21 protein-coding genes are annotated in these 24,061 nt (G+C 74.9%); 13 read left to right on the plus strand and 8 right to left on the minus strand.

Going from position 1 to position 24,061, the window contains the following annotated elements; genetic code table 11:
* Positions 1 to 9: 9 nt before the first annotated feature.
* The 4 genes from ACZ3YL_RS11225 to ACZ3YL_RS11240 all read right to left on the minus strand — a co-directional run bounded on the left by ACZ3YL_RS11225 (position 10) and on the right by ACZ3YL_RS11240 (position 3,127).
* On the minus strand, positions 10 to 786 hold the full coding sequence (locus tag ACZ3YL_RS11225) for a response regulator transcription factor (protein WP_188304100.1): 777 nt from the start codon (positions 784 to 786) through the stop codon (positions 10 to 12).
* On the minus strand, positions 783 to 1,634 hold the full coding sequence (locus ACZ3YL_RS11230; protein WP_465656764.1) for a hypothetical protein: 852 nt from the start codon (positions 1,632 to 1,634) through the stop codon (positions 783 to 785). Before ACZ3YL_RS11230 ends, ACZ3YL_RS11225 begins: the two co-directional genes overlap by 4 nt.
* A gap of 229 nt (positions 1,635 to 1,863) precedes the next feature.
* Positions 1,864 to 2,673 carry a class F sortase gene (locus ACZ3YL_RS11235; protein WP_465656766.1) on the minus strand — a complete coding sequence of 270 codons (810 nt, stop codon included), beginning with the start codon at positions 2,671 to 2,673 and terminating at the stop codon, positions 1,864 to 1,866.
* Complete coding sequence (locus tag ACZ3YL_RS11240; protein WP_465656768.1) at positions 2,666 to 3,127, minus strand: hypothetical protein; 462 nt, start codon at positions 3,125 to 3,127, stop codon at positions 2,666 to 2,668. Before ACZ3YL_RS11240 ends, ACZ3YL_RS11235 begins: the two co-directional genes overlap by 8 nt.
* Positions 3,128 to 3,578: 451 nt before the next feature.
* Between ACZ3YL_RS11240 and ACZ3YL_RS11245 the strand changes: the two genes are divergently transcribed.
* Genes ACZ3YL_RS11245 through ACZ3YL_RS11255 form a run of 3 tightly spaced genes read left to right on the plus strand, consistent with a single transcriptional unit; the run spans position 3,579 to position 6,446 of the window.
* Positions 3,579 to 3,719: a hypothetical protein gene (locus tag ACZ3YL_RS11245; protein ID WP_188307609.1), complete on the plus strand. Its 141-nt coding sequence runs from the start codon at positions 3,579 to 3,581 to the stop codon at positions 3,717 to 3,719.
* Between the two features lie 42 nt (positions 3,720 to 3,761).
* Positions 3,762 to 5,594 carry an ABC transporter ATP-binding protein gene (locus ACZ3YL_RS11250; protein WP_465656770.1) on the plus strand — a complete coding sequence of 611 codons (1,833 nt, stop codon included), beginning with the start codon at positions 3,762 to 3,764 and terminating at the stop codon, positions 5,592 to 5,594.
* A gap of 36 nt (positions 5,595 to 5,630) precedes the next feature.
* The gene (locus tag ACZ3YL_RS11255) at positions 5,631 to 6,446 is read left to right on the plus strand and encodes a serine/threonine-protein kinase (protein ID WP_465656772.1); all 816 of its coding nucleotides are present in this window, start codon (positions 5,631 to 5,633) and stop codon (positions 6,444 to 6,446) included.
* Here ACZ3YL_RS11255 and ACZ3YL_RS11260 read toward each other — a convergent pair.
* The gene (locus ACZ3YL_RS11260) at positions 6,443 to 7,264 is read right to left on the minus strand and encodes a hypothetical protein (RefSeq protein ID WP_465656774.1); all 822 of its coding nucleotides are present in this window, start codon (positions 7,262 to 7,264) and stop codon (positions 6,443 to 6,445) included. The two genes, ACZ3YL_RS11255 and ACZ3YL_RS11260, sit on opposite strands and share 4 nt — an antisense overlap.
* Before the next feature lie 224 nt (positions 7,265 to 7,488).
* Between ACZ3YL_RS11260 and ACZ3YL_RS11265 the strand changes: the two genes are divergently transcribed.
* From ACZ3YL_RS11265 to ACZ3YL_RS11285, 5 genes are all read left to right on the plus strand, one after another.
* Positions 7,489 to 8,754, plus strand: coding sequence for an MFS transporter (locus tag ACZ3YL_RS11265; protein WP_188305808.1), 1,266 nt, complete (start codon positions 7,489 to 7,491; stop codon positions 8,752 to 8,754).
* A 181-nt stretch (positions 8,755 to 8,935) separates the two neighbouring features.
* Positions 8,936 to 9,184, plus strand: coding sequence for a hypothetical protein (locus ACZ3YL_RS11270; protein WP_465656776.1), 249 nt, complete (start codon positions 8,936 to 8,938; stop codon positions 9,182 to 9,184).
* 149 nt (positions 9,185 to 9,333) lie between these two features.
* The gene (locus tag ACZ3YL_RS11275) at positions 9,334 to 9,879 is read left to right on the plus strand and encodes a methylated-DNA--[protein]-cysteine S-methyltransferase (protein WP_317621147.1); all 546 of its coding nucleotides are present in this window, start codon (positions 9,334 to 9,336) and stop codon (positions 9,877 to 9,879) included.
* Between the two features lie 266 nt (positions 9,880 to 10,145).
* A complete protein-coding gene (locus ACZ3YL_RS11280) occupies positions 10,146 to 11,567 on the plus strand; it encodes a family 2B encapsulin nanocompartment shell protein (protein WP_188305805.1) in 1,422 nt (473 codons plus the stop codon).
* Between the two features lie 175 nt (positions 11,568 to 11,742).
* A complete protein-coding gene (locus ACZ3YL_RS11285) occupies positions 11,743 to 12,792 on the plus strand; it encodes a family 2 encapsulin nanocompartment cargo protein polyprenyl transferase (protein ID WP_188305804.1) in 1,050 nt (349 codons plus the stop codon).
* Between the two features lie 94 nt (positions 12,793 to 12,886).
* Here the strand turns inward: ACZ3YL_RS11285 and ACZ3YL_RS11290 are convergent, their stop codons facing one another.
* Positions 12,887 to 13,927: an NAD-dependent epimerase/dehydratase family protein gene (locus tag ACZ3YL_RS11290; protein WP_465656778.1), complete on the minus strand. Its 1,041-nt coding sequence runs from the start codon at positions 13,925 to 13,927 to the stop codon at positions 12,887 to 12,889.
* A gap of 261 nt (positions 13,928 to 14,188) precedes the next feature.
* On the opposite strand from ACZ3YL_RS11290, the gene ACZ3YL_RS11295 reads away from it, so the two are divergent.
* Positions 14,189 to 15,526: a DUF1254 domain-containing protein gene (locus ACZ3YL_RS11295; RefSeq protein WP_465656779.1), complete on the plus strand. Its 1,338-nt coding sequence runs from the start codon at positions 14,189 to 14,191 to the stop codon at positions 15,524 to 15,526.
* A 104-nt stretch (positions 15,527 to 15,630) separates the two neighbouring features.
* A complete protein-coding gene (locus ACZ3YL_RS11300) occupies positions 15,631 to 16,986 on the plus strand; it encodes a DUF1254 domain-containing protein (RefSeq protein ID WP_188305801.1) in 1,356 nt (451 codons plus the stop codon).
* Here the strand turns inward: ACZ3YL_RS11300 and ACZ3YL_RS11305 are convergent.
* Positions 16,983 to 18,803, minus strand: a complete 1,821-nt coding sequence (locus ACZ3YL_RS11305; protein WP_465656781.1) for a BACON domain-containing protein — start codon at positions 18,801 to 18,803, stop codon at positions 16,983 to 16,985. The genes ACZ3YL_RS11300 and ACZ3YL_RS11305 overlap by 4 nt on opposite strands.
* Before the next feature lie 250 nt (positions 18,804 to 19,053).
* On the opposite strand from ACZ3YL_RS11305, the gene radA reads away from it, so the two are divergent.
* Together radA and disA are read left to right on the plus strand one after the other, a co-directional pair.
* Positions 19,054 to 20,577 carry a DNA repair protein RadA gene (gene radA, locus ACZ3YL_RS11310; RefSeq protein WP_188306271.1) on the plus strand — a complete coding sequence of 508 codons (1,524 nt, stop codon included), beginning with the start codon at positions 19,054 to 19,056 and terminating at the stop codon, positions 20,575 to 20,577.
* A 202-nt stretch (positions 20,578 to 20,779) separates the two neighbouring features.
* A complete protein-coding gene (disA, locus tag ACZ3YL_RS11315) occupies positions 20,780 to 21,838 on the plus strand; it encodes a DNA integrity scanning diadenylate cyclase DisA (RefSeq protein ID WP_188306273.1) in 1,059 nt (352 codons plus the stop codon).
* 174 nt (positions 21,839 to 22,012) lie between these two features.
* Here the strand turns inward: disA and ACZ3YL_RS11320 are convergent, their stop codons facing one another.
* Positions 22,013 to 22,879: a hypothetical protein gene (locus ACZ3YL_RS11320; RefSeq protein WP_465656783.1), complete on the minus strand. Its 867-nt coding sequence runs from the start codon at positions 22,877 to 22,879 to the stop codon at positions 22,013 to 22,015.
* 214 nt (positions 22,880 to 23,093) lie between these two features.
* Between ACZ3YL_RS11320 and ACZ3YL_RS11325 the strand changes: the two genes are divergently transcribed.
* Complete coding sequence (locus ACZ3YL_RS11325; protein ID WP_188302604.1) at positions 23,094 to 24,011, plus strand: A/G-specific adenine glycosylase; 918 nt, start codon at positions 23,094 to 23,096, stop codon at positions 24,009 to 24,011.
* The last annotated feature ends 50 nt before the right edge of the window (positions 24,012 to 24,061 follow it).

Below are 24,061 nucleotides of genomic sequence, written 5' to 3' on the forward strand. Positions count from 1 at the left end.
GGCGCAGGATCATGCCGGGCGCCGCAGCTTGTAGCCGAAGCCGCGGACGGTCTCGATCCGGCCGGAGCCGATCTTGGCCCGCAGGCGCTGCACATGGACGTCCACCACCCGGGTGTCGGCGCCCCACTCGTAGTCCCAGACGCGCTCCAGCAGGGCGGAACGTTCCAGCACGATGCCGGGCGCGGTGGTGAACTCCAGCAGCAGGCGCAGCTCCGTGGGGGTGAGCGGGACGAGCCGGCCGTCCACCCGCACCTCCATGCTGTCGGTGTCCACCTGCAGGCCGTCGAAGTGGCGTACGGCGGTGGCGGCTTCGGCGGCCGGCGGGGTGTCAGGCCCGGACTGGGCGACCTGGGCGACCTGGGAGGCCGGAACGGCCGGGGCGGCTTCGGCCGGCGGGGCGACCCGGACGCGGCGCAGCACCGTACGGATCCGGGCGACCAGCACGGCGCTCTCGAACGGCTTGACCACGTAGTCGTCCGCGCCCGCCTCCAGCCCGGACACCACGTCCACCGGGTCGGTGCGGGCCGACATCATCAGGATCGGCAACTGGCTCTCCTCCCGGATCCGGCGGCAGAGGCCGACCCCGTCGAGCAGCGGCAGCATGACGTCCAGCAGCAGGAGGTCGGGGCGGACGGCGTGGAAGGCCTCCAGCCCCTCCAGGCCGTCGGCGGCGGTGGTGACCGGGAAGCCGTAGCGCTCCAGGGCCATCCGGGTGGCCTCCCGGATCACCTCGTCGTCCTCGACGAGCAGGATGTGCGGCTGGGCGGGGGCGGCTGCGGTGGTCATCGCTTCGCTTCCGGGGCGACGGCGGGGCCGGACGGCTGGGCGGTGGCCCGCGACGGATAGGGGAAGGGGACGCCCGCGGCCGGAGGCTGCTTCGGCCCGGCGGTGGGGCGGGCCGGGAACGGCACCTGGGCGGTGCCGGCGCCGGACGTCGGGTCGGCGGACGGGTCGGCGGGCGGGAGCAGGCCGACCCCCTCCACCTTCTTCTCGATCAGGGCGAGCCTGCTCCCGTCCCAGCGGTAGTGGCGGGTGGTGCGGGTGGTGTAGGTGGTCGGCTCGTACAGCCACAGGTCGCAGTCGATGGTCGCGGCGCTGAAGCGCTGGAGCACCTGGACCCGCAGGATCGGCAGGACCCGGTCGTCGGCGAGGGTGTAGACGTGCAGGACGACCGGCCCGGGGGTGGCGACGGCGGCGATCAGCTCGGGCCGCCCGTCGCCGGTGAGGTCGCGGAACTCGGGGGCCCGCGCCTCGCACTCGGTGCAGGATTCGAGCGCGCGCCGCTCCTCCGCGCTAACCCCCGGGTCCTTGGCGAGCAGGGTGCGGACGTCCACCGCGGTGAGGTCGTGCCCGGGGACGGTCACGTCGGGGACGGGCTGCGGCGGGGCCTGGGCGGCGGAATCGGTCGAGGAGGTGGCCGGCGGCGGTGCGGTGGCCAGGCCGGGCCAGAGCGGCTTGGCCGACGGGGACGGGCTGGGCGGGGCGACAGCCTGGCGCGGGCCGTCGTCCCGCAGGCCGCCGGGGGCGGGGCGGCCGAAGGCCAGTACGCCGAGGGCGGTCAGGGCGGCCAGCACGGCGAGGGCGGTCGCGGGCACGGCGGCGCGGCGGGGGCGGGGCGGGGTCGGTGGTGCCACGGTCGGTGCTCGTCCTCCTGGTTCGCCCCGGTGGTGGTCGTCGTGCTGGTGCAGCGGGTGGAGCGGGTCCGTCGTGACGGCTGTTCCGGTGGTAGGTCGCGCGGAGGGTGACCGGTGGTTCCGTTTCGGGTGAGCCGGGCCTGGCATGGCCCGCTCCGCCCCGACCTGCTCCGCTCCGCCCCGACCTGCTCCGCCCCGCCCTGACCCGACCCGGTCGCGCCGGGCCGGGTCAGGCCGGGTCCGCCAGGACGATGATGTTGTCCGTCCAGTGGCCGTCCGAGCCGATCCGCCCGCCGCAGGTGATCAGCCGGAGCGCGGGCCCGGGGGTGTCGCCGTAGACCGTGTCGGTGGGGAAGTGGTCCTTGGCGGCCTGGACCAGGCTGCGGACCGTGAAGTCCACGGTGCCGCCGTCCGCGCGCCCGATCCGGATCAGGTCGCCCGGGTGGAGTTCCGGCAGGCGCTTGAAGACCGCCGGGCCGTGCTTGGTGTCGAGGTGCCCGATCAGGACGGCGGGGCCGGACTCGCCCGGGGTGGGGCCGTTGCGGTACCAGCCGACCTGGTCGGCCTGGTCGGCGGAGGGCACCTGGACCGTGCCGTCGGCGTTCAGTCCCAGGCCGGTGACCGGGGCGTCCACCCCGATGGAGGGGATCAGCAGGTGGTCGGGCGGCGAGGCGGCGCGGGTGGGGGCACCGGTCGTCGGCGCCCCGGCGGGGGCGGACGCGGGGGCGGACGCGGCGGCCGCCGGGTCGTGGCCGGAGGTCTCGATCCGCACCACCGGGGTGTCCCGCCCGGACAGCGCGAGCGAGGCGCCGACGGTGAGGCAGAGCAGGCCGGCCGTGCCGAAGAGGGTCCGCTGCAGCAGGCTCGGGCCGCGCCGGGCGGCGCGCCGGCGCCCACGACCGGCCCGATCGGCGGTCTTCGCGCCGGTCCCTCGGTCGGTCCCCGCCGCCGGGGGCACCCCGGCGCCGCTTCCCCGCCCGGCCGGGTGCGGAGGAAGGGCGCCGGGGTGCCCGGCGGACTCGGGACGGGTGTCAGCCACGCGCGCCGGAACGGCGGCGCAGGAGGGCGAAGCCCAGCGCACCGGCACCGACGGCCGCGACGGCTCCGCCGCCCGCCAGCATCAGGCCGCTGCCGTCGGTCGCGGCCGAGCCGTCACCGGCCTGGGCGGCACCCTTCGGCACCTCGCGGACCTGCGGCTGGGAGCCGACGGGGGCGTGCGGCGGCGCGGGCGTGGCGACGCCCGCGGAGGCGCCCCCGGCCGCCGGGGCCGGCTGGCCGGGCTTGGCGGGGGCGGCGGACGGCCGGGCGCCCACCACAGCGCCGCCCGGGGCGGCGTCGCTGGGGCCGGCGGACGGCCTGGCGGGAGCCGGCTGCGGGCTCCCGTCGGCCCAGGCCTGTCCGCCGGTGACGACGGTCATCAGCGCGGCGCCGGTCAGGGCGCAGACCGCCAGCAGACGGCGGGCGGGCGAACGGTCGGTGCGGGTCCTGCTCATCGGGGGTTCTCCTTCGTGGCTCTGGTGAACGCTTCGGTGGCGAGACCGCGGCTCTCGCCGACGCCTGCGGCCGGTACGGCCCGTGAGGCCCGTGAAGCCCGTACGGCCTGTGCGGTTCGCCGTGCTCGTACGGCCGGTGCGTTGTCAGTGACGGTAGGAGGGCCGTGTCGCGGTCCCCGCCCGGTCGCGTTACGGTCGCTCATCGGCTGCGTAACGGTCTCCGGACCGACCGGAACGGCCTTGTGACGTACGCGGAACCGCGCCCGTGACGCACGCGGAACCGCGCCCGTGACGCACACGGAACCGCGCCCGTGACGCACACGGAACCGCGCCCGTGACGCGCACGGAACCGCGCCCGTGACGCACGCCGGCCGCGCACCCCGCTGAGCATCCCCGCCCGCCCGTGCGTACTTCCCGGTGTGGGGGCGCGACCGAGAGAAAGGTGGCAGTGATGAGCATCCTCGCCAACCTCCTGCCGGCGATGCGGCAGTCCCGCAAGGATCGCGGGAACGGCAAGGAGGACCGGAACACCGACAACACGACCGGCCGCGGCCGTCGTCACGGCCGCAGGAACAAGCACGGGCGGCGTTGACGACTGACGGACCGTTCCACGTTCCCGGGTCAGGACGAGCGCGTGTGGTCGCCGCGGCGGTCGACGGCTGTCGACACCGGTGACGGCGCCGGCCGGGCGGACCCGGTCGTCGCCGCCCCGGCGCCGGCCGTGCCGCTGCGGCGGACGTTCCGACGGTTCTGGCCCTACACCCGAGGGGGACGGCGCTGGCTGACCCTGCTGGTGGTGATCGTCCTGCTCGGCCCGGTGGTCGACGCGGCCATGGTCTGGCTGTTCAAGGTCGTCGTCGACGACGTGCTGGTGCCGCGCAGACTCGGGCTGTTCCTGCCGGTCGCGCTCGGCTACGCCGGGCTGACCCTGCTGGCAGGAGCCCTGGACTTCGCGGACGAGACGCTCTCCGCCTGGGTCAGCGAGCGCTTCCTGCTGGCCCTGCGTACGGACGTGTTCCGGCACCTCCAGGGCCTGCCGCTGGGCTTCTTCGAGCGGCGGCGGCTCGGCGACGTGCTGTCGCGGCTGACCGCGGACGTCGAGGCGGTCGAGACCTTCCTGCTCTCGGGCGTCCTGGACGCGGTCGCGTACGTCGCCGAGCTGGCCGTCTTCCTGGGGGTGCTGTTCTACCTGCGCTGGGACCTCGCGCTGACCGCGCTGGTGGTCGCGCCGCTGTTCTGGATCACGGCCCGGCGGTTCTCGACGAGGGTGAAGGCGGCGTCCCGGGAGCGGCGGCGCCGCAGCGGCTCGGTCAGTGCCCTCGCGGAGGAGACGCTGGGCAACATCGCGCTGGTGCAGGCGTACAACCGGCAGGACTGGGAGCAGGACCGGTTCCTGCGGGAGAACCTGGCGCGGTTCCGGGCGACGATGGCGGCCACCCGGCTGCGCGCCCTGTTCACGCCGATCGTGGAGCAGCTGGAGCTGGTCGGCGCGCTGATCGTCCTCGGGCTGGGCGCCTGGGAGTTGGTCCACGGCCGTCTCACCCTCGGCGAACTCCTCGTCTTCGTCGCCCTGTTGAGCCGGCTCTACAGTCCGATCCAGGGGATCGGGCGGCTCAGCAACGGCTTCTTCTCGGCCTCGGCCGCCGCCGAGCGGATCATCGAACTGCTCGACCAGCGGCCGCGGGTGGCCGATCCGCCGCGGCCGCTGCGCCCGGCCCGGGTGCGCGGCGCGGTGGCCCTCGACGGGGTGTGGTTCCGCTACCCGCACGCGGCCCGCGCGGCGCTGTGCGACGTCTCCCTCCGCATCGAACCGGGCGAGACGGTGGCGCTGGTGGGGGAGAGCGGGGCGGGCAAGTCGACGGTCGCCAAGCTGCTGCTGCGCTTCTACGACCCGCAGCGCGGCGCCGTCCGGCTGGACGGCGCCGACCTGCGCGACCTGGCGCTGACCGACCTGCGCGAGCACATCGCGGTGCTCCTGCAGGAGACCCTGGTCATCCACGGCACCGTCCGGGAGAACATCGCCTACGGCCGCCCGGACGCCACCGACGCGCAGATCGCGGCCGCCGCCCGGGCCGCCGACGCCGACGAGTTCGTCAGCCGGCTGCCGGACGGTTACGACACGGTGGTGGGCCGGCACGGGAGCCTGCTGTCCGGCGGCCAGCGCCAGCGGATCGCGATCGCCCGGGCGATGATCCGGGACGCGCCCGTCCTGCTGCTCGACGAGCCGACCACCGGTCTCGACCCGGAGTCGGGGCGGCGGATCCTGGAGCCGCTGGGACGGCTGATGGCCGGTCGCACGACGATCGTCATTTCGCACGACCTGCTGACCGTACGGAACGCCGACCGGATCGTCCTGCTGCGCGAAGGCCGCGTCGCGGCCTGCGGCAACCACCGCCACCTGCTCGCCCACGACGACGGCTACGCCCGGCTCGCCCGGGCCGCGACCCCGACCGAGGCCGCCCGATGAGCACGGAGGTCGCCCGATGAGCACGGAGGTCGCCCGATGACCGCCGTACGGCCACTGCCCGCCGGGGCGCCGATCGCCCCCGGCTACCAGGTGCTCGCCCACCTCTGCCGCACCGGCTGGCTGGACGTCTACGACGCCTGGAGCGAGGAACGGGACTGCCGCTGCGTGGTCAAGGTGCTCCGGTCTGACCACCGCCGCGACCGCGAACTGCGCGAACGCCTGCTCCGGGAGGGCCGCTGGCTGACCGAGTTCACCCACCCCCACCTGGTGCGCGGCTACGGCACCGGCGAACGCCCCCAGCCGTACGCCGTGTCGGAGACCCTCAGCGGCGAGACCCTCGCCCACCTGCTGGACCGGCGACCGCGCCGCCCGGCCGCCATCGACCTGGCCCTGCTCGGGCTGCAACTCATCTCGGCCGTACGGTACTTGCACGGAAAGAAGCTGCTGCACCTCGACCTCAAGCCGGCCAACATCGTGATCGACTGCCGCCGCGCCAAGGTGCTCGACCTCAGCATCGCCCGCCCGCCGGGCCCGGGCCGCCCGGGCATCGGCACGGTCGGCTACCTCGCCCCCGAACAGGCCTCCGGCGGCCTGTTCACCGCCGCCACCGACGTCTGGGGCCTCGGCGCCACCCTCTACGAAGCCGCCACCGGCGAACCGCCCTTCGACGGCCCGCCGTCGAGCCCGGCCACCCCGGTCTCCCGGCGCCGTCGCCTGCCCCGCCCACTCGCCGAGGCGATCGACGCCGCCCTCCACCTCGACCCGGCCCACCGGCCGACCCTTCCCCGACTGGCCGACACCCTGGACGACGTGCTCCCCCTGGGCCGCCGGGCGGTGCCACCGGACGCTTAGACCGTCCGCCGCCTCCCCGTCCCCGCCCGCAGTTGCCGGAGCGTCCATCCCTCCCCGAGCGTCCGGGTGTGGGCGGTGAACAGCTCGGCCGCGCGGCGGTAGGAGAGCCGGGCGCGGCCGGTGTGGGGGCAGCGGTCGGCGGCGGGGGTGCCGGCCGGGGCGCGGCGGTCGGTGAGGAAGAGCGGGCCGCCGGCGCGGCCGGCGATCAGGAGGGGGAGCAGCCGGGCGGCGCCGGGGCCCCAGTGGAGCGGGGCGCGGTCGGACCGGGGTCGGGTGTGGCGGCCGGGGAGGTCCAACTGGTCGGTGTTCAGGGCGAGTGCGGTCTCGATGGCGGCGCCGGACTCGTGCAGCAGGTGCCAGAGCGCCTGTTCGCGCAGGGGTGCCCGGCGGGCGAACAGGGCGCGCAGCTGCTCGGGGGCCAACGGGGCGGCGGCCTCGGGGAGTCGGGGCAGCGGCAGGGGGCGTAGTCCGGTGCTCGGGTCCCCGTCGATCCAGCCCTGGGCGCGCCACCAGGCCACCGCCGCGCGCAGGGTGGAGAGTTCGCGGTTGAGGGTGCGCGGGTCCGTGCCGGCCGCGCGCCGGGTGGCGGCGGCGCGCAGTCGTTCGGCGGCGTCGGGGTGGTCGAGCAGGGCGAGCGGCAGGACGGGCGGGCGGGCGCGCCGCCGTCCGGGGCCGGTGGGGGCGGGCCGGTCGGCGAGTGCCCAGGCCCAGGTGTCCAGTGCGATCCGGTAGATCCGCCGGGAGCCCGCGGCGAGCCCGGAGGCGGTCAGGTAGCGCTCGACGGCGAGGCCGTACTCGACCGGGGGGAGCTCTGTCACGATCGCCTTCTTCCGCAGTAAATGACCTGACCGGATGCCGTTCAAGGATATCCGGAAAGCGCAGTAAACAGCAGGTGGAAGCCCATATCTGAAGCGATTTACTGCGGCAGCCGTAAATGTCGCCACCCTTGATGCCGAAAGGCTCAGGTTTTTCGCCGGAAACCCTTGAATCCGATTCCCCCGCGCCCGCAGACTGACTGCCCATGGCAATGGACACCGAGGCAATGGACGCAGAACGGATCCCGGCCCGCCCGAGGCGCCTGGGAGCCCGTCTCGCCGTGCTGGGCGAGCGCGACTTCCGCCGGTTCTTCATCGGCTACACCACCTCCCTCCTCGGCTCCTCGATGGCGCCGGTCGCCGTGGCCTTCGCCGTCCTCGACGGCGGCGGGACGGGCACCGAACTCGGCTGGGTGATGGCCGCCCGGATCCTCCCGGTGGTGCTGGTGCTGCTGGCCGGCGGGGTGATCGCCGACCGGCTGGGCAGCCGCCGGCTGATGCTGGGCTCGGACGTCCTGCGCGGCCTGGTCCAGGGGCTGTTCGCCGCGCTGCTGGCGGCCGGGCACGCGTCGGTGGGGGCGATGGTCGCGCTGGTGGCGGTGTGGGGGATCGGTGAGGGGCTGTTCATGCCCGCGTTCGGCGCGATCGTGCCCGGTCTGGTGCGCCGGGAGGAGCTGCTGGCGGACGGCAACACCCTGCTGGGCCTGTCGCGTTCGGCGGCCACGGTGGCCGGGCCGGCGCTGGCCGGCCTGGTCACGGCGGTGCGGGGCCCGGCGGCGGTGCTGCTGGTCGACGCGGTCACGTACGGGGTCGGCGCGCTGGCGCTGGCCGGTCTCCGGCTTCCCGGGCGACCTGCGACGGCCGGCGCCCGGACCTCGATGGTCCACGAACTGCGGTCCGGCTGGTCGGAGTTCGCCGCCCGTCCGTGGCTGTGGATCACCACCGCGCAGATGGGCCTGTTCAACCTGCTGGTCTGGGCCCCGTTCCTGGTGCTCGGCCCGCTCACCGCGCAGCGCGAGCTGGGCGGTGCCCGGGCCTGGGGCCTGGTGATGGGCGTGTACGGGGTCGGCGCGGTGCTGGGCGGGCTGCTGATGCTGGGCCGCCGCCCCGGGCGCCCGCTCGCGGTGGCGACGGTGGCCGGGCTGGCCTGGGCGCTGCCCTCCGCCGCGCTGGCGGCGGAGGCGCCGCTGCCCTGGGTGGTGGCCGGCGCGCTGCTGGCGGGGGTCGGTTCGGCGGTCTGCGGGACGCTGTACGGCACCACCGTGCAGCGGTGGGTCCCGGCGCGGTTGCTGGGCCGGCTGACCTCCTTCGGGGCGCTGGGCTCCTTCGTCCTCGGCCCGCTCGGGCTGGCGGCGGCCGGTCCGCTGGCGGCCCGGTTCGGCACCGGCGGGGTGCTGCTGCTGGGAGCGGTCTGGCAAGTTGCTGCCGGGGCCGTAGTGTTGGGCGTACCGGCCGTACGGAATCGTCGCTGGGACGAGGGCCCGAGCACCTGACTCACCCCTCGGACGGCTCCGGGGCGCACCCCCGGCCACCATCGGTGCGGCCCACCGCGCACCGTGCCCGGCCGGCTCCGGAGTGCCGCCGGTCGCTCCGCCCACGCGTGTGTGCCTCCGCGGCGGGCGGGGTGGCCGGGTCGGTCGTACCGTGGGGGGTGGGGGTCAGAGGAGGTCGACCATGCCCGGTTCGCTCACCATCAGCCACCACCAGGCCCCGGCCACCCTGGACCACGCGGACGCGGAGCGGCTGGCCACCGTGCTGGCCGAACTGGCGTACCTGCTGGAGATCCCGGGGCCGAACCGGATCAACGAGGCACAGCTCACCGTGCTCTGCGAGGGCCGCGCGCCGGACCGCGCCGAACTGTCGCACTGGGCGAGGGCGCTGTCCGCCGAGCTGAAGGGGCAGCACCAGAAGGGGCAGCACTAGAAGGGGCGGCACCAAGGAACAGCGCCGGCGGGCCCGCCGGAGGCACGCCCCGTCCGCCGTACGATGGCGAACGGGGCGGACCGGCCGGTGCCGCACCCCGGTTGCCGGATCGGCCGGTGGCCGGCCCGGTGGAGGGTGGGGGCCCGAGCGTGTCGCAGTCCTGGTCGTTGTCCTGGCTGACCGTGCCGACCCCACTGCCGAGCGGTCCGATGCACATCGCGGTGACGCCGCTGGGCGTGGCGGCGGCCGGCTACGGCGGACGGGACGGCGAGGCGCCGCCGTGCACCGACCCGGCGAAGGTCGCCGCCGTCACCGAGCGGCTCGGCGCCTACCTGGCGGGCCGCACCAGGGACGTGGGCCTGCCGATCGACTGGAGCCTCAGCTCCGGGCCGCACCGCACCGTGCTGCGCACGCTCTGGGAGCAGGTGCCGTACGGCCGGACCATCACCTACGGCGAACTGGCCGCCCGCAGCGGGGTGTTCGAGGACGTCGCCGAACCCGGACTGGCCGCCCGGACGGTCGGGCAGATGATGGCGGCCAACCCGGTCGCCCTGCTGGTGCCCTGTCACCGAGTGGTGGCGGCGGACGGGATCGGCGGCTTCGGCGGCGGCCGGGTCGGGATCGACGTGAAGCGCTGGCTGCTCACCCTGGAGGGGGTGCTGGAGCCGACGCTGGACTGGAACGGCCCGCTGTAGCCGCCCCGCGCCGGGCGCGTACGGGAGGTGTCAAGAGGTGGCGCGGTCGGGGTGGTCGATGGGGGAAGATGGGGGCCGGCGTTGCGATGGTTTTCGAATGAATAGTCGAACACATATCGATCAGGTGATCTAGTCGTACTATTTGTTCGGTTATTCGGAACCACTCGAATGAGTGATTGCGGGACGCCCCCGAACGGGCCCACCATGAAGCTGCAACATGAATGTGCAAGGCGACGCTTTCATCGGGCATGCGAAGGGCTCCCCTTATGTCGACCGAAACCAATGCCGGAATTCCTGCGCCGGGCGCGCAGCCGGAGATCCGGCAGCAGCAGTCCCTGAGCACGGCGGGCGCGCGGAACCTCGCCACGACCACCAAGTCCGCGCCCCAGATGCAGGGCATCAGCCCGCGCTGGCTGCTCAGGATGCTGCCCTGGGTGCAGGTCTCCGGCGGTACCTACCGGGTCAACCGCCGCCTGCGCCACAAGGTCGGCCGTGGCCGGGTGAGTTTCGTCAAGACCGGTTCCGAGGTGCGGATCGTCCCGCAGACCCTGGCCGAGGTGCCGGTGCTGCGCGGCTACCAGGACGAGGCCGTGCTGGAGGAGCTGGCCGGCCGCTTCGTGCAACGGCAGTTCGACGCGGGGGACGTCCTGGTCACCGCCGGCACGCCGATCAGCGAGGTCTTCCTCATCGCGCACGGCAAGCTCGACCGGCTCGGCACCGGCAAGTACGGCGAGGAGACGGTGGTCGGCACCCTCGCCGACGGTGACCACCTGGGCGACGAGGCGCTCCAGGAGGAGGACGGCGCCTGGCCGTACACCGTCCGCGCCGCCACCTCCGGCACCGTACTGGTGCTCTCCTGGCCCTCCTTCCAGGAGCTGCACGACCGCTCCGAGTCGCTGCAGCTGCAGATCATGGAGTACCTGAACGGCTTCGAGCAGGCGCAGAACAAGCACGGCGAGGCCGCGATCGGCCTCTCCGCCGGCCACCAGGGCGAGTACGACCTGCCCGGCGCCTTCGTGGACTACGAGCTCAGGCCCCGCGAGTACGAGCTGAGCGTCGCCCAGACGATCCTCAAGGTCCACAGCCGCGTCGCCGACCTCTACAACCAGCCGATGAACCAGACCGAGCACCAGCTCCGGCTGACCATCGAGGCCCTGCGCGAGCGCCAGGAGCACGAGCTCGTCAACAACCCCGAGTTCGGGCTGCTGGAGAGCGCCGAGTACGACCAGCGGATCCAGACCCACTCCGGCCCGCCCACCCCGGACGACATGGACGAACTGCTCAGCCGCCGCCGCAGCACCAAGATGTTCCTGGCCCACCCCAAGGCCATCGCCGCCTTCGGCCGGGAGTGCAACAAGCGCGGCCTCAACCCGGGCACCGTCGAGGTCGAGGGCAAGCACGTCAACGCCTGGCGCGGGGTGCCGCTCTTCCCGTGCGACAAGATCCCGATCATCGGCGGGCACACCAGCTCGATCATCGCGATGCGCGTCGGCGAGGACAACCAGGGCGTCGTCGGCCTGCACCAGACCGGAATTCCGGATGAATACCAGCCGGGCCTCTCGGTGCGTTTCATGGGAATCGACGAGAAGGCCATCATCTCCTACCTGGTGAGCGCCTACTACTCGGCCGCGATCCTGGTCCCGGACGCGGTCGGCGTGCTGGAGAACGTGGACGTCGCGCAGCGCTGACGACGGGCCCCCGGCTCGGCCTCCGAGCCCGGAACCGCGCCGCCCGGCCAGGGGTACAGCCCCGGCCGGGCGGCGCGCCGCGGTGCGTACGGCCACCGGCCCGCCGCCCCGGCACCACCCGGCCGCCCGACGGGCCGGCCGTCCCACGACAGGCGCCCTACAGGGGGAGGAACCCATGACGAGCTCCACGCTGGAGCGGGACCACAAAGAGGGCCACGAGGCGGCCGACATCCTCGCCCGCGCCCGCGGACTGGTCGACCCGGTGCTGCGGGCCGCCGTCGACTCACTGCCCGGCACGATGCGCAAGGTCGCCGGCTACCACTTCGGGTGGTGGGAGGCGGACGGCACGCCCTCCGAGTCCTCCTCCGGCAAGGCGATCCGCCCCGCGCTGGTCCTCGCCGCCACCCAGGCCCTCGGCGGCACCCCCGGTACGGCCGTCGCCGCGGCCGCCGCGGTGGAGCTGGTCCACAACTTCACCCTGCTCCACGACGACGTCATCGACCGGGACGACACCCGGCGCCACCGGCCCACCGCCTGGCGGGTGTTCGGCACCACCGAGGCCATCCTGGCCGGCGACGCGATGCACTCCCTCGCGCTGCGCCTGGTCGCCGAGGACTCCCACCCGGCCGCCCGGGGCTCGATCCGCCGGCTCGCCGACTGCGTGGTCGAGCTCTGCGAGGGCCAGCAGATCGACTGCGCCTTCGAGCAGCGCAACGACGTCTCGCTCACCGAGTGCCTGGCGATGGCCGAGGCCAAGACCGGAGCCCTGCTCGGCGCCGCCTGCGCGATGGGCGCGCTGTACGGGGGCGGGTCGGAGGAGGCGGCGCGGGCGATGGACGGCTTCGGCCGCGAGATCGGCCTGGCCTTCCAGCTGATCGACGACCTGATCGGCATCTGGGGGGATCCGACGGTCACCGGCAAGCCGGTCGGCGCGGACCTCGTCGCCCGGAAGAAGTCGCTGCCGGTGGTCAAGGCGCTCGGCTCGGGCACCGCCGAGGGCGCCCGGCTCGCCGAGCTGTACTCGCTCGAACGGGCGCTCACCTCCGGGGAGTTGGCCCAGTGCGCGGCCGCGGTCGAGGCGGCCGGGGGCCGCGGCTGGGCGCAGGGCGAGTCCTGCGAGCGGATGGCCGCGGCGATGGCGCAACTGGCCGCGGCCGTCCCGGAGCCGGCCGCGGCGGACGAACTGCTGGCGCTCGCCGAGCTGGTGACCCGCCGCACCCACTGAGTGCGCCTCCGGAGCGGGAAGTCGGCCCGGCCGACTTCCCGCTCCGCGGCTTCGCCCGAGGCGCCGCACCCGGGGAGCTCCCCCCCCGGGAGTCTCACCCGTGCGCGGCCAACAGCCGTTGCTCCTTGGCCGGTTCGATGCCCTGCTTGAACGGCGCTCCCGGGACCAGCTTCCGCCCCTCGGCGTCGGTGTCCTCGGCCTGGCCCCGGGCGCGCAGCCACTCCCAGGTGTCCCGGGCGGTCTCCGCGAACGGACGGCAGCGCAGCCCGGCCGCCTCGGCGCGGGTGCTGTCGACCTGCCAGATGTACCGCCACTCCGGCAGGTCCGGCGCCCAGAAAGGGAGTTCGAGCCAGGGGGCGACCTGGTCCGGCCCCTCGGCGAGCAGCGCGGCGTCGTCGACCGGGACCAGCTCGGTGCCGGCCGCGCCCGCGATCTCCCGGCAGGTCTCCAGCCACTGCCCGAAGGTGAGCCGCCCGGGCGGCGCGGTGGTGATGTAGCGCCCCGCCGTCCCGGCCGTCAGCAGGTCGAGCCCGAAGGCGGCGAAGTCCCGCACGTCGATCACCTGGATGGTCCGCTCCGGATCGCCGGGCGCGAGTACCCGCCCGCCGCGGGCCATCCGCTCCAGCCACCAGGGCAGCCGGCCGCCCAGCTCGTACGGTCCGATCAGCAGCCCGCTGCTGAGCACCAGGGTGCGATCGGCGCCGAAGCCCGCCAGCACCGCGCGCTCGGCGCCCGCCTTCAGCTCGCGGCCGAACGGCTGGTCGGGCGGGGTGTCGGCGGGGCAGGGGAGGAGCGGGGAGTCCTCGCTGATCACCTGGGTGGCCCAGTCGGCGTAGGCGTGCACCGAGGAGACGAAGGTGTAGTGGTCGGCCCGTTCGCGCAGCAGTCGGGCGGAGAGCGCGGCCTGGGCGGGCTGGCGGGCGGAGGTGTCGACGACGGCGTCCCAGTGGCGGCCCTCGATCAGCCGGGCGAGGTCCTCGGCGCTGTCGCGGTCGCCCCGGACGGTCTCGACCCCGGGCAGGTCGGGGGCGCTGCGGCCGCGGTTGAAGGTGGTGACCTGGTGGCCGCGGGCGAGCGCCTCGGTGGCGTAGGCCCGTCCGAGAAAGGACGAGCCCCCGAGCAGGAGGATCTTCATACCGGCCAGCCTGTCCCCGCCGTACCACCCGTACGCCGGGGTTCGCGCTGAGCGGAGCGCCCAGGCGGAGTGCCCGCGCTGAGCACCCGCGCCGAGCACCCAGGCCGAGCACCGAGCCGAGGACCCGAGCCGAGGACCCGCGCCGAGCACCGAACCAGCCCCCACCCGGCCCCGGCGCCGCCCGACATGCCACCCTCATCCACCCCCCTTAGCATCCCAAATATACCGATCTGCCCTGATTCGGCCTGGGAGAGCGACAGCATGGTCAACCCGGCACTCGTCGATCCGGCCACCATCCGCGCGACCGCGGCCGAGGCCTGGATCCGCGCCCACCCCGTCCTGCGCAACTACCGCACCCTCTACGCCCAGGCCCTGGACGACGCGGACCCCGGCTACGTCGGCGGCTTCGGCGTCTTCCGCCACACCTCGCGGCCGGCCACTCCCGCCGACACCGACGCCGTCACCCCCGACAACGACACCCTCCCCTCCCGCGCCTGGCTCGACCTGCGCGCCGAGCCCTGGGTGCTCTCGGTCCCCTCCGACGCCGGCTACCGCGTCCTCGCGGTGCACGAACTCGACACCCTCCAGGCCGGGTTGATCGGCTCCCGGACCACCGGCCAGGAGGCCGGGGACTTCCTGGTGGCCGGCCCCGACTGGACGGGCGAGACCCCGCCCGGCATCGCGGGCGTGATCCGCACCGCCACCCGACTGGTCAGCGTCCTCGCCCACACCCGGCTCACCGGAAACAGCCCCGCCGAGCTCGCCGAGCTGCGGGCCGCCCAGGAGCAGTACCGGCTGCGCCCGCTGCACGAGTACACCGGCAGCCCGGCCCCCGCCCCCGCCCCCGAACCGGTCTGGCCGGTCTGGCGCGACGAGGTCCCGGACGGCGTCGAGTTCCTCACCTTCCTCGACTTCCTGCTCGGGTTCTTCCCGCTGACCGACCGACTCCCGCCGGCCGAGAGCGAGTTGCGCGGCCGCCTGACCGACCTCGGCATCGACGGCCGCGGCGAGTTCGAGCCCGCCGTCCTCCCGCTGGAGACCCGCGCCGAACTCGACCGGGGCATCGCCGACGGCCGCGCCCGGCTGACCCGCGCCGTCACCGAACTCCGTGACTCCGCAGGCCTGTTCGGCACCCGCGAGCAGCTGGGCGGGGACTTCCTCCGGCAGGCCGTCGCCGCCGAGCTCGGCCCGTACGGACTGCCCGTCGAGGAGGTCTGGTACGGCCGTTGGGCGGCGGACAGCGCGGGCCACCGCCCGCCGAACGCCGCCGACCGCGACTACCTGATCCGCTTCGCCCCGGACGCCCTGCCGCCGGCCCGCTTCTTCTGGTCCGCGACCGCGTACGCGCTCCCCGGGCACCGGCTGGTCGACAACACCCTGGACCGCTACTCGATCGGCGCCCACACCCCCGGCCTGGTCCGTGACCGGGACGGCGGCCTCACCCTCTACGTCCAGCACAAGCGCCCCGCCAACGCCGAGCACTCCGCCAACTGGCTGCCCGCCCCGGACGGCCCGTTCGCCGTCGTGCTCCGGATCCGCGGCCCGGAGGACTCCGTCCTGGACGGCCGCTGGCAACCCCCGCCGCTCACCCCGCGCTGATCCGCCGCCCGCCCCGCGCTGGTCCGCCGCCCGCCGCCAATGTCCAGCCAACGTCCAGCCCCCGTCCAGCCCCGCCCCGCTCCGACCCCGACGAAGGACCCCCGATGAACCTGCCCGAGCTGGAGGCCCTGGCCGCCGACGCCTACGTCTACGGCTATCCGCTCGTCGCCGGCCTCACCATGGTCGAGCGCTTCGCCAAGGGCGGCCTGGGCACCCTCCCGGCGGCGCCGTTCAACCACTTCAGCCACGCCACCCGGCTGGCCGGCCCGGCCGACCACTTCGTCTCGGTCAACAACGACACCATCTACTCGATCGCCCAACTGGACCTCTCCGAGGGCCCGCAGGTGCTGCACGTCCCGGACACCGCCGGCGCCTACTACGTGCTGCAGTTCCTCGGCGCCTGGACGGACAACGTCGCCTACCTCGGCAGCCGGGCCACCGGCACCGCGGCCCAGACCTGGCTGGTCGTCCCGCCCGAGTGGCACGGCACCGCGCCGGACCGGGACCGGGTGATCGAACTGCCCACCACCGTCGGCACGATCGTCGGCCGCTTCGCCTGCAACGGCCCCGGCGACCTGCCCCGGGTCAAGGCGCTCCAGGCCGGGCTCGTCCTGGAGCCGCTGGAGCCCGGCGGCCTGGTCGCCGGAGTGCCCGAGCCCGACCCGGACGTCCCCGAGCGGCTGGCCTTCTTCGAACGCCTGCGAGTGTGGATGCAGGCCTTCCCGCCGGCCACCCCCGACATCGAGTACCAGCGCCGCTTCGCCCCGCTCGGCCTGCTGGACGACGGCGCCTCGCCGTACCGCGCGGCCGCCGCGGAGTGGACCCTGGCGCTCGCCAAGGGCCTGGCCGCCGGGCGCGAACGGGTCGAGGACGCCACCCGCCCGCCCGAGGACCACCCGCTCGGCGAGTGGCGCTCCACGCTCCACCTCTTCGACTACAACATCGACCACCTGGGCCCCGGCACCCTGGACGACCCGGAGTGGCGCATCCCCGACCGCCGCGCCGCCTACCTCAGCCGCGCCGCCGCCGCCCGGGCCGGCCTCTGGGGCAACCACGCCTACGAGGCCTCGTACGCGATGACCTACGACGACTCCGACGGCCGCCCGCTCACCGGCGCCAACAGCTACACCCTCCGCTTCGAGCAGCCCCCGCCGGCCGAGGCCTTCTGGTCCGTCACGATGTACTCGGTGCCGGACTACTACCTGGTGGAGAACCCGATCGACCGCTACTCGATCGGCGACCGCACTCCCGGCCTGGTGTACGGGGACGACGGCTCGCTGACCGTGACCCTCCAGCACGAGCAGCCGGACGACCCGACGGCCGCCGCCAACTGGCTCCCCACCCCGCTCGGCGAGTTCCGCCCGATCATCCGGCTCTACCGGCCGAAGCCCGTCGTGCTCGACGGCACCTACCAGGTCCCGCCGATCCACCGCAGCCCTCCCGCGCAAGAGCAGGCCTAGCGCCCCGTCGCGGTGCCCGTCGGGTGCGGGGAGGCGCTCCCGGTCGGTGTCCCCGAGGGGCTCGGCGCTCCGGTCGGCGAGCCGGAGGGCGACGGCGCCCCGGTCCGGCTCGGCGTCGCCGTGGGCGTGGCCGTGGCCGACGACCCCCCGCCCGGTGTCGGCGGGGACGTCGACGGTGACGCGGACGGTGCTGCCGATGCGGACGTCGACGCGGGCGCCGAGGGCTCCGCCGAGGAGGAGGACCCGCCCCGGTTCTCCGGCCCGCCCTCCAGGGTGACCACCGCCTGGGAGGGTGGCAGCGCGATCCGGGCGGTCCAGTGGGTGGTGGGCGCGAGGGTCTCGTCCACGGTGACGATCACGGTGATCCGCTGCCCGGGCGCGAGCGTCCCCGCGTCGCGGCTGAGCCGGAGCCAGCCGGCGTCCGTCACGGCGTGCCAACGGATCTCCGTGGTGCCGGAGTTGGTGAGGGTGAGCACCGTCCGGCTGCCGTACTCCCCGGCCTCGACGGTGAGCAGTCCGGCCGGGGCCGGGTCGCTCGCGCCCGGGGCGGAGGCCCGTTCGACCGCGGGGGCCGGGGCGGCGACCAGGGTGGGGCTGCCGAGCGGGGTGGCGCCCCGGGCGGGCACCGGGACCAGTGGACCCTGGAAGGTGAGCCGCGGAAAGCCGGGAAGCAACGTTTCTGCACCGTTTGCTCCGCCCCCGCCACCCCCGCCCGCACCCGCCAGCTCCAGCCCCGGCATCCCCGCGCCCACCGCCGCCCCCGCGGCCACCCCCGCCGCCCACGGCTGCCCCGGCCGCTGCCCGGCGTCCCGCCCGGCCTCGTCCACCCGCACCGCCGAGACCGAGGCCGCCGACCCCGCCCCGCCACCGCCCCGGTGCCCGGCCCACAGCGCGACCACCGGCGCCGCCAGCACGGCCGCCAGCACCCCGGTGGTCACCACCCGCCGACGGACCGCCAGCCCCCGGCCCGCGTCCGGAGCCCGGTGCCGGGGGAAGCCGCCGTGGTCGAACCGCAGCCCCGGCTCGGCCGCCGCCGAGCCGCGCCGGCCCGTCGCCCCAGCCGGGGCGGGCCGCGCCGGCCCACCCACCGACGGGGGCGCCGCCAGCAGCGGCAGCCCCGACAGCCCCGCCGCACCCTCGGCCGCCTCCCCGGCGGCCACCCGCTCCGCCGTCCCCCGGCAGGTCGGGCACTCCACCACGTGCTGCACCAGCTCCCGCCGCAGCGCCGGGCCGAGCACCCAGTCCCGCCAGGACTCCGCCCCGGCCCCGCCCAGCCGGTCCAGCTCCGGGCAGCTGCCCACCCCGAGCACCAGCAGCGCCGCCCTGGTCCGGGCCACCTCGGCCTCGGCGGCAGCGAGCAGTGCGCGGGTCCGGTCGAACGGCAGGCCCACGACGGCCGCCACCTCCAGCGGGGTCAGCCGGTGCCGGACGGACAGCTCCAGCGCCTCGCGCTGCTCCGGGTCCGTACCGGCCGCCTCGGGCCAGGCGAGCGAGGCCAGCTCGCGTCGTCGCCGGATCGCCTCGGCCTCGGGCATCTGGTCGGGCCGGCCGGCCGCCCCCGGCCCGGTCCCGTCCGCCAGCCGCCGCAGGCAGCAGTACCGGGCCAGCGAGAACAGCCAGGCCCGCACCAGTCCGGGCTCGGCCAGCCGGGCGCCGTGCCGCCGGGCCAGCTCGCGGACATCCCGCAGGGCGTCGGTGGCCGCGTCGTGTTCGCACAGCACCGAGAGGCAGTAGGTGAACAGGCCGTCCACCTGCCGCTCGTACGCCGCGAGTACGGCGTCCGGCGCCCCGACGGGCCCAACAGTTCGCGTTGTCACCCGTCCGACGGTAGGGACACCGGGCGGCCCGTCCCCGCCATTCACCGCGTATGTACTTCTTTCGGGTAACAACATCGCCCATCTGTGTGGGCGCCCGGCATCCTCAGCCGCGAAGCACGGCCTCGAACGGCCGAGCACAGCCGAGAACGGCCGAACACAGCAGAGCACAGCCGAACACAGCAGAGAACGGCCGAGCACGGCGAAGCGCAGCGGACCACCGCTGTCACACCCAGCCGCTACCGTGGGCCGCATGCCTCCGCGTTCCAAGACCACCGCCAAGCCGCGCCCGGCCTACCGCTGCACCGAGTGCGGCAACCAGCTGCCCAAGTGGGTCGGCCGCTGCCCGGAGTGCAACGCCTGGGGCACGGTCGAGGAGTACGGCGCGGTGCCGATCCGCACCACCGCGGCCGGCCCGGTCAGCGCGCCGGCCCGCCCGATCGCCCAGGTGGACGGCCAGGTCGCGACGGCCCGCTCGACGGGCGTGCCGGAGCTGGACCGGGTGCTCGGCGGCGGTCTGGTCCCCGGCGCGGTGGTGCTGCTGGCCGGTGAGCCCGGCGTCGGCAAGTCGACCCTGCTGCTGGATGTCGCGGCCAAGGCGGCCACCGCCCAGCACCGCACGCTCTACGTCACCGGCGAGGAGTCGGCCGGCCAGGTCCGGCTGCGCGCCGACCGGATCGACGCCCTCTCCGAGCACCTCTACCTCGCCGCCGAGCAGGACCTGGGCGCGGTGCTCGGGCACATCGATGCGGTCAACCCCGGGCTGCTGGTCCTGGACTCGGTGCAGACCATCGCCTCCGCCGAGCTGGACGGCGCCCCCGGCGGCCCGGCCCAGGTCCGCGAGGTGGCGGGCGCGTTGATCCGGGCGTCCAAGGACCGCGGCATGGCCACCCTGCTGGTCGGCCACGTCACCAAGGACGGCCAGATCGCCGGCCCGCGCCTGCTGGAGCACCTGGTGGACGTGGTGCTGAGCTTCGAGGGGGACCGGCACGCCCGGCTGCGGCTCATCCGCGGGGTCAAGAACCGCTACGGCGCCACCGACGAGGTGGGCTGCTTCGAGCTGCACGACGAGGGCATCGTCGGCCTCGCTGACCCGTCCGGCCTCTTCCTGACCAGGCGTGACAAGCCCGTCCCGGGCACCTGCCTCACCGTCACCCTGGAGGGCAAGCGCCCGCTGGTGGCCGAGGTGCAGGCACTGATGGTGGATTCGCAGATCCCCTCCCCGCGGCGCACCACCTCGGGCCTGGAGTCGCCCCGGATCGCGATGATCCTGGCCGTGGTCGAGCGGCACGGCGGGGTGAAGCTCGGCAAGCAGGACATCTACACCGCGACGGTCGGCGGGGTGAAGCTGACCGAGCCCTCCGCGGACCTCGCGGTCGCGCTCGCGGTGGCCAGCTCCTCCACCGACACCCCGCTGCCCAGCAACCTGGTGGCGATCGGCGAGGTCGGTCTGGCGGGCGAGGTGCGGCGGGTGACGGGTGTGCAGCGCCGGCTGGCCGAGGCGCACCGGCTGGGCTTCACCCACGCCCTGGTCCCGCCGGACCCGGGAAAGGTGCCGCCGGGCATGAAGGTGGTCGAGGTGGCCGACATCGGTGAGGCGCTGCGGGCCATCCCGGGCCGCCGCCGGGCCGCCGCCAAGCCCCGCGCCGAGGCCCGTACCGAGACGCGTGGTGAGGCTCCGTCGGCCCCGCCGGCGCCCCGCGCGCCCCGGGTCCCGGCGTACCCGGACGAGCTGATGGACGGCTGGGAGCCGCTCGACTCCGACGAAGTGCGCTGACCCAAGCCCTGCCGAAGCCGCACGCAGTTAGACTTCCCCCAGTCTCATTGGCCAGAAGGCAGTACCGAAGCGGTACTGAGCGACAGAGCAACAGACCGCGGACCGGCGCACGGCGCGAGGCGCGCGGCACGGGGTCGACCGGAGGAGTCACGTGGCAGCCAGCGACCGGGGGGCGGACAAGGCCTCCCGTGAGGAGGCCCTGCTGCGGGCCTCCCTCACCGCCATCGCGCCCGGTACCGCGCTTCGTGACGGCCTGGAACGGGTCCTGCGGGCCAACACCGGCGGCCTGATCGTGCTGGGTTTCGACAAGACCGTCGAGTCCCTGTGCACCGGCGGCTTCGTCCTGGACGTCGAGTTCAGCGCGACGCGGCTGCGCGAGCTGTGCAAGCTCGACGGCGCGGTGGTGCTGGACAAGGACATCACCAAGATCGTCAGGGCCGGCGTCCACCTGATGCCGGACTCCACCATCCCCACCGACGAGACCGGCACCCGCCACCGCACCGCCGAGCGGGTCAACCGGCAGACCGGCTATCCGGTGGTCGCGGTCTCGCACTCGATGCGGCTGATCGCCATGTACGTCAACGGCACCCGCCGGGTGCTGGAGGACTCCACCACCGTCCTCTCCCGCGCCAACCAGGCGCTGGCCACCCTGGAGCGCTACAAGCTGCGCCTGGACGAGGTGGCCGGCACGCTCTCCGCCCTGGAGATCGAGGACCTGGTGACGGTCCGGGACGTCACGGCCGTGGCCCAGCGCCTGGAGATGGTCCGGCTGATCGCCACCGAGATCGCCGGCTACGTGCTGGAGCTCGGCATCGACGGCCGGCTGCTCTCGCTCCAGCTGGACGAGCTGATCGCGGGCGTGGAGCCGGAGCGCGAACTGGTCGCCCGGGACTACTTCCCGGAGCGCGCCGCCAAGAAGGGCCGTACGGTCACCGAGGTGCTGGCCGACCTGGAGGCGCTCACCCACGCCGAGCTGCTGGACCTCCAGACGGTCGCCAAGGCGCTCGGCTACTCCGGCTCCCCGGAGTCCCTGGACTCCGCCGTCTCCCCGCGCGGCTACCGCCTGCTGGCGAAGATCCCGCGCCTGCCCAACACGGTGATAGAGCGCCTGGTCGAGCACTTCGGCGGGCTGCAGAAGCTGCTCGCCGCCAGCATCGACGACCTGCAGACGGTCGAGGGCGTCGGCGAGACCCGGGCCCGCTCGGTCCGCGAGGGCCTGTCCCGGCTTGCCGAATCGTCCATCCTGGAGCGCTACGTCTGATCTGACGCGCGGCAGCCCGCGGACGGCCCCCGGAGAAACGCTTCCCCGGGGGCCGTCCCGCGTCTCCGCCCCCCTGGGCCGCTCAGCACCACCTCACGCCCCCCGGACCTGCCCACACCACCGGAGCCCCCGACCGCGCGGCGGTCGGGGGCTCCGTACGAAGATGACGAGCGCTCAGTTGTCCAGCCGGATCGAGGTCCGGGCGGACACCTTGTCCCCGGAGAGCCCGGTGAGCTCGGCGAGCACCACGTACGTCCCGTTCGGCGGCGCGGTCTGGTCGGCGGTCGCGCACTGCGGCTTGCTGCGGCTGCGGTCCCAGGTGAAGGTCTCGGTCTGGCTGCTGTTGGCCGGGATCTGCACCCAGATGTTGCCCTTGTCGGGCGGGCAGTCGCCGGAGGACCAGACCCGGTCGTTGTTGCTGCCGCTGCTGACGGTGATCACCGAGGCGGTGCGGCCCAGGTCCACCCGGCAGTTGGCGCCGGAGGAGTTCTTGACCGTCAGCGCCAGCTTCGGCTTGTCCTTGGCCTGGTAGGAGTTCTGGCTGCCGGCCAGCTCCAGGGCGACCTGCGAGGAGGAGCAGACCGGAAGCGCCATCACCTCGGGGGTGTTCACCGCCGGGGCGCCGCCGCCCTGGCCGCCGGACGCACCGGTCGAGCCGCCCGAACCACCCGGCGCCGGGTTGCCACCGGCTCCGCCGGAGCCGCCCGAACCGCCCGAGCCACCGGCCCCGCCAGCGCCGCCGCCGGTCGCGCCGCCGCTGAGCCCGACCTCGCTGCCGCCGCCGCTGGCGACCGGCCCGCCGCCGGTGCCGCCCCCGGCGGGGTGCGCCGCCGGGCCGCTCGGCGAGGCGCCCGGCGTGATCGCCTGGGCGGGTGTCTGGCTCTGGGACGGTACGGCCTGCGCGGCCTTGCTCGATGAGCCGCCGTCACCGCCTCCGCCCTGATCAGTCATCAGCCAGGCGATCAGCGCGACGACCGCCGCGACGGCGACGAGCACGACGACGCGCCGACGCCAGTAGATCGAGGCCGGCAGCGGTCCCACGGGTTGACGCAAAGAGGGCACGATCAAACTCTATGGGACTGTGTGTGGCGATTGACTCACCAACACCGCACAGTCGCCCCTTCTTTCACATGATCCGCCATTTGATCCGTTCGAGCGAGCCTCCGGATCCGGAGAACCGGGCGGAAACCGGCAGATCCGGAATCGTCATCTCCGCTTCGGTCGGGTCCCGTGGCCGTGGGAGGATCGAAGGGCCATGACTGCCATCACCGCCACCGAAGCCGCCACCGCGCCGCCGATGCCCCTGCCGCTGTTGCACTCGACCGTCATCGACTGGTACGAGGCCAGCAAGCGCGACCTGCCCTGGCGGACGCCCGACGCGTCCCCCTGGGCGGTCATGGTGAGCGAGTTCATGCTCCAGCAGACCCCGGTGAAGCGGGTGCTGCCCGCCTGGCAGGCCTGGATGACCCGCTGGCCCACCCCCGCCGACCTGGCCGCCGAGGCACCCGGCGAGGCGGTCCGGCTGTGGGGCCGGCTGGGCTACCCGCGCCGCGCGCTGCGCCTGCACGCGGCCGCCGTGGCGATCACCGAGCAGCACGGCGGCGAGGTCCCGGACGACCACGCCACGCTGCTCTCGCTGCCCGGGGTGGGGGAGTACACCGCCGCCGCGGTCGCCTCCTTCGCCTTCCGCCAGCGGCACGTGGTGCTGGACACCAACGTCCGCCGGGTCTTCGCCCGCGCGGTGACCGGCGTCGAGTACCCGGCCACCGCCACCACCGCCGCCGAGCGCCGCACCGCGACCGCCCTGCTGCCCGACGACGCCCCGACGGCCGCCACCTGGGCGGTCGGCGTGATGGAACTGGGCGCGCTGGTCTGCACCGCCCGCGGCCCGGAGTGCGGGGACTGCCCGCTGTTCACCGTCTGCGCCTGGCAGCGGGCCGGCCGCCCGCCGTACGAGGGCCCGGCCCGGCGCGGCCAGTCCTACGAGGGGACGGACCGCCAGGTGCGCGGCAAGCTGCTCGCGGTGCTGCGCGAGGCACACGGCACGGTGCCCCAGGCCCGGCTGGACGCGGTCTGGCCGGACGCGGTGCAGCGCGCCCGGGCGCTGGACGGCCTGGTCGCCGACGGTCTGGTCGAGCCGGTCGAGCAGGGCGTCTACCGCCTGCCCCAGTGAACGACGGCGCCCCCGGGAGGACCTCCCGGGGGCGCCGTGCGAAGCGGTGA

Source organism: Kitasatospora sp. NPDC023176 (genome assembly GCF_055560495.1).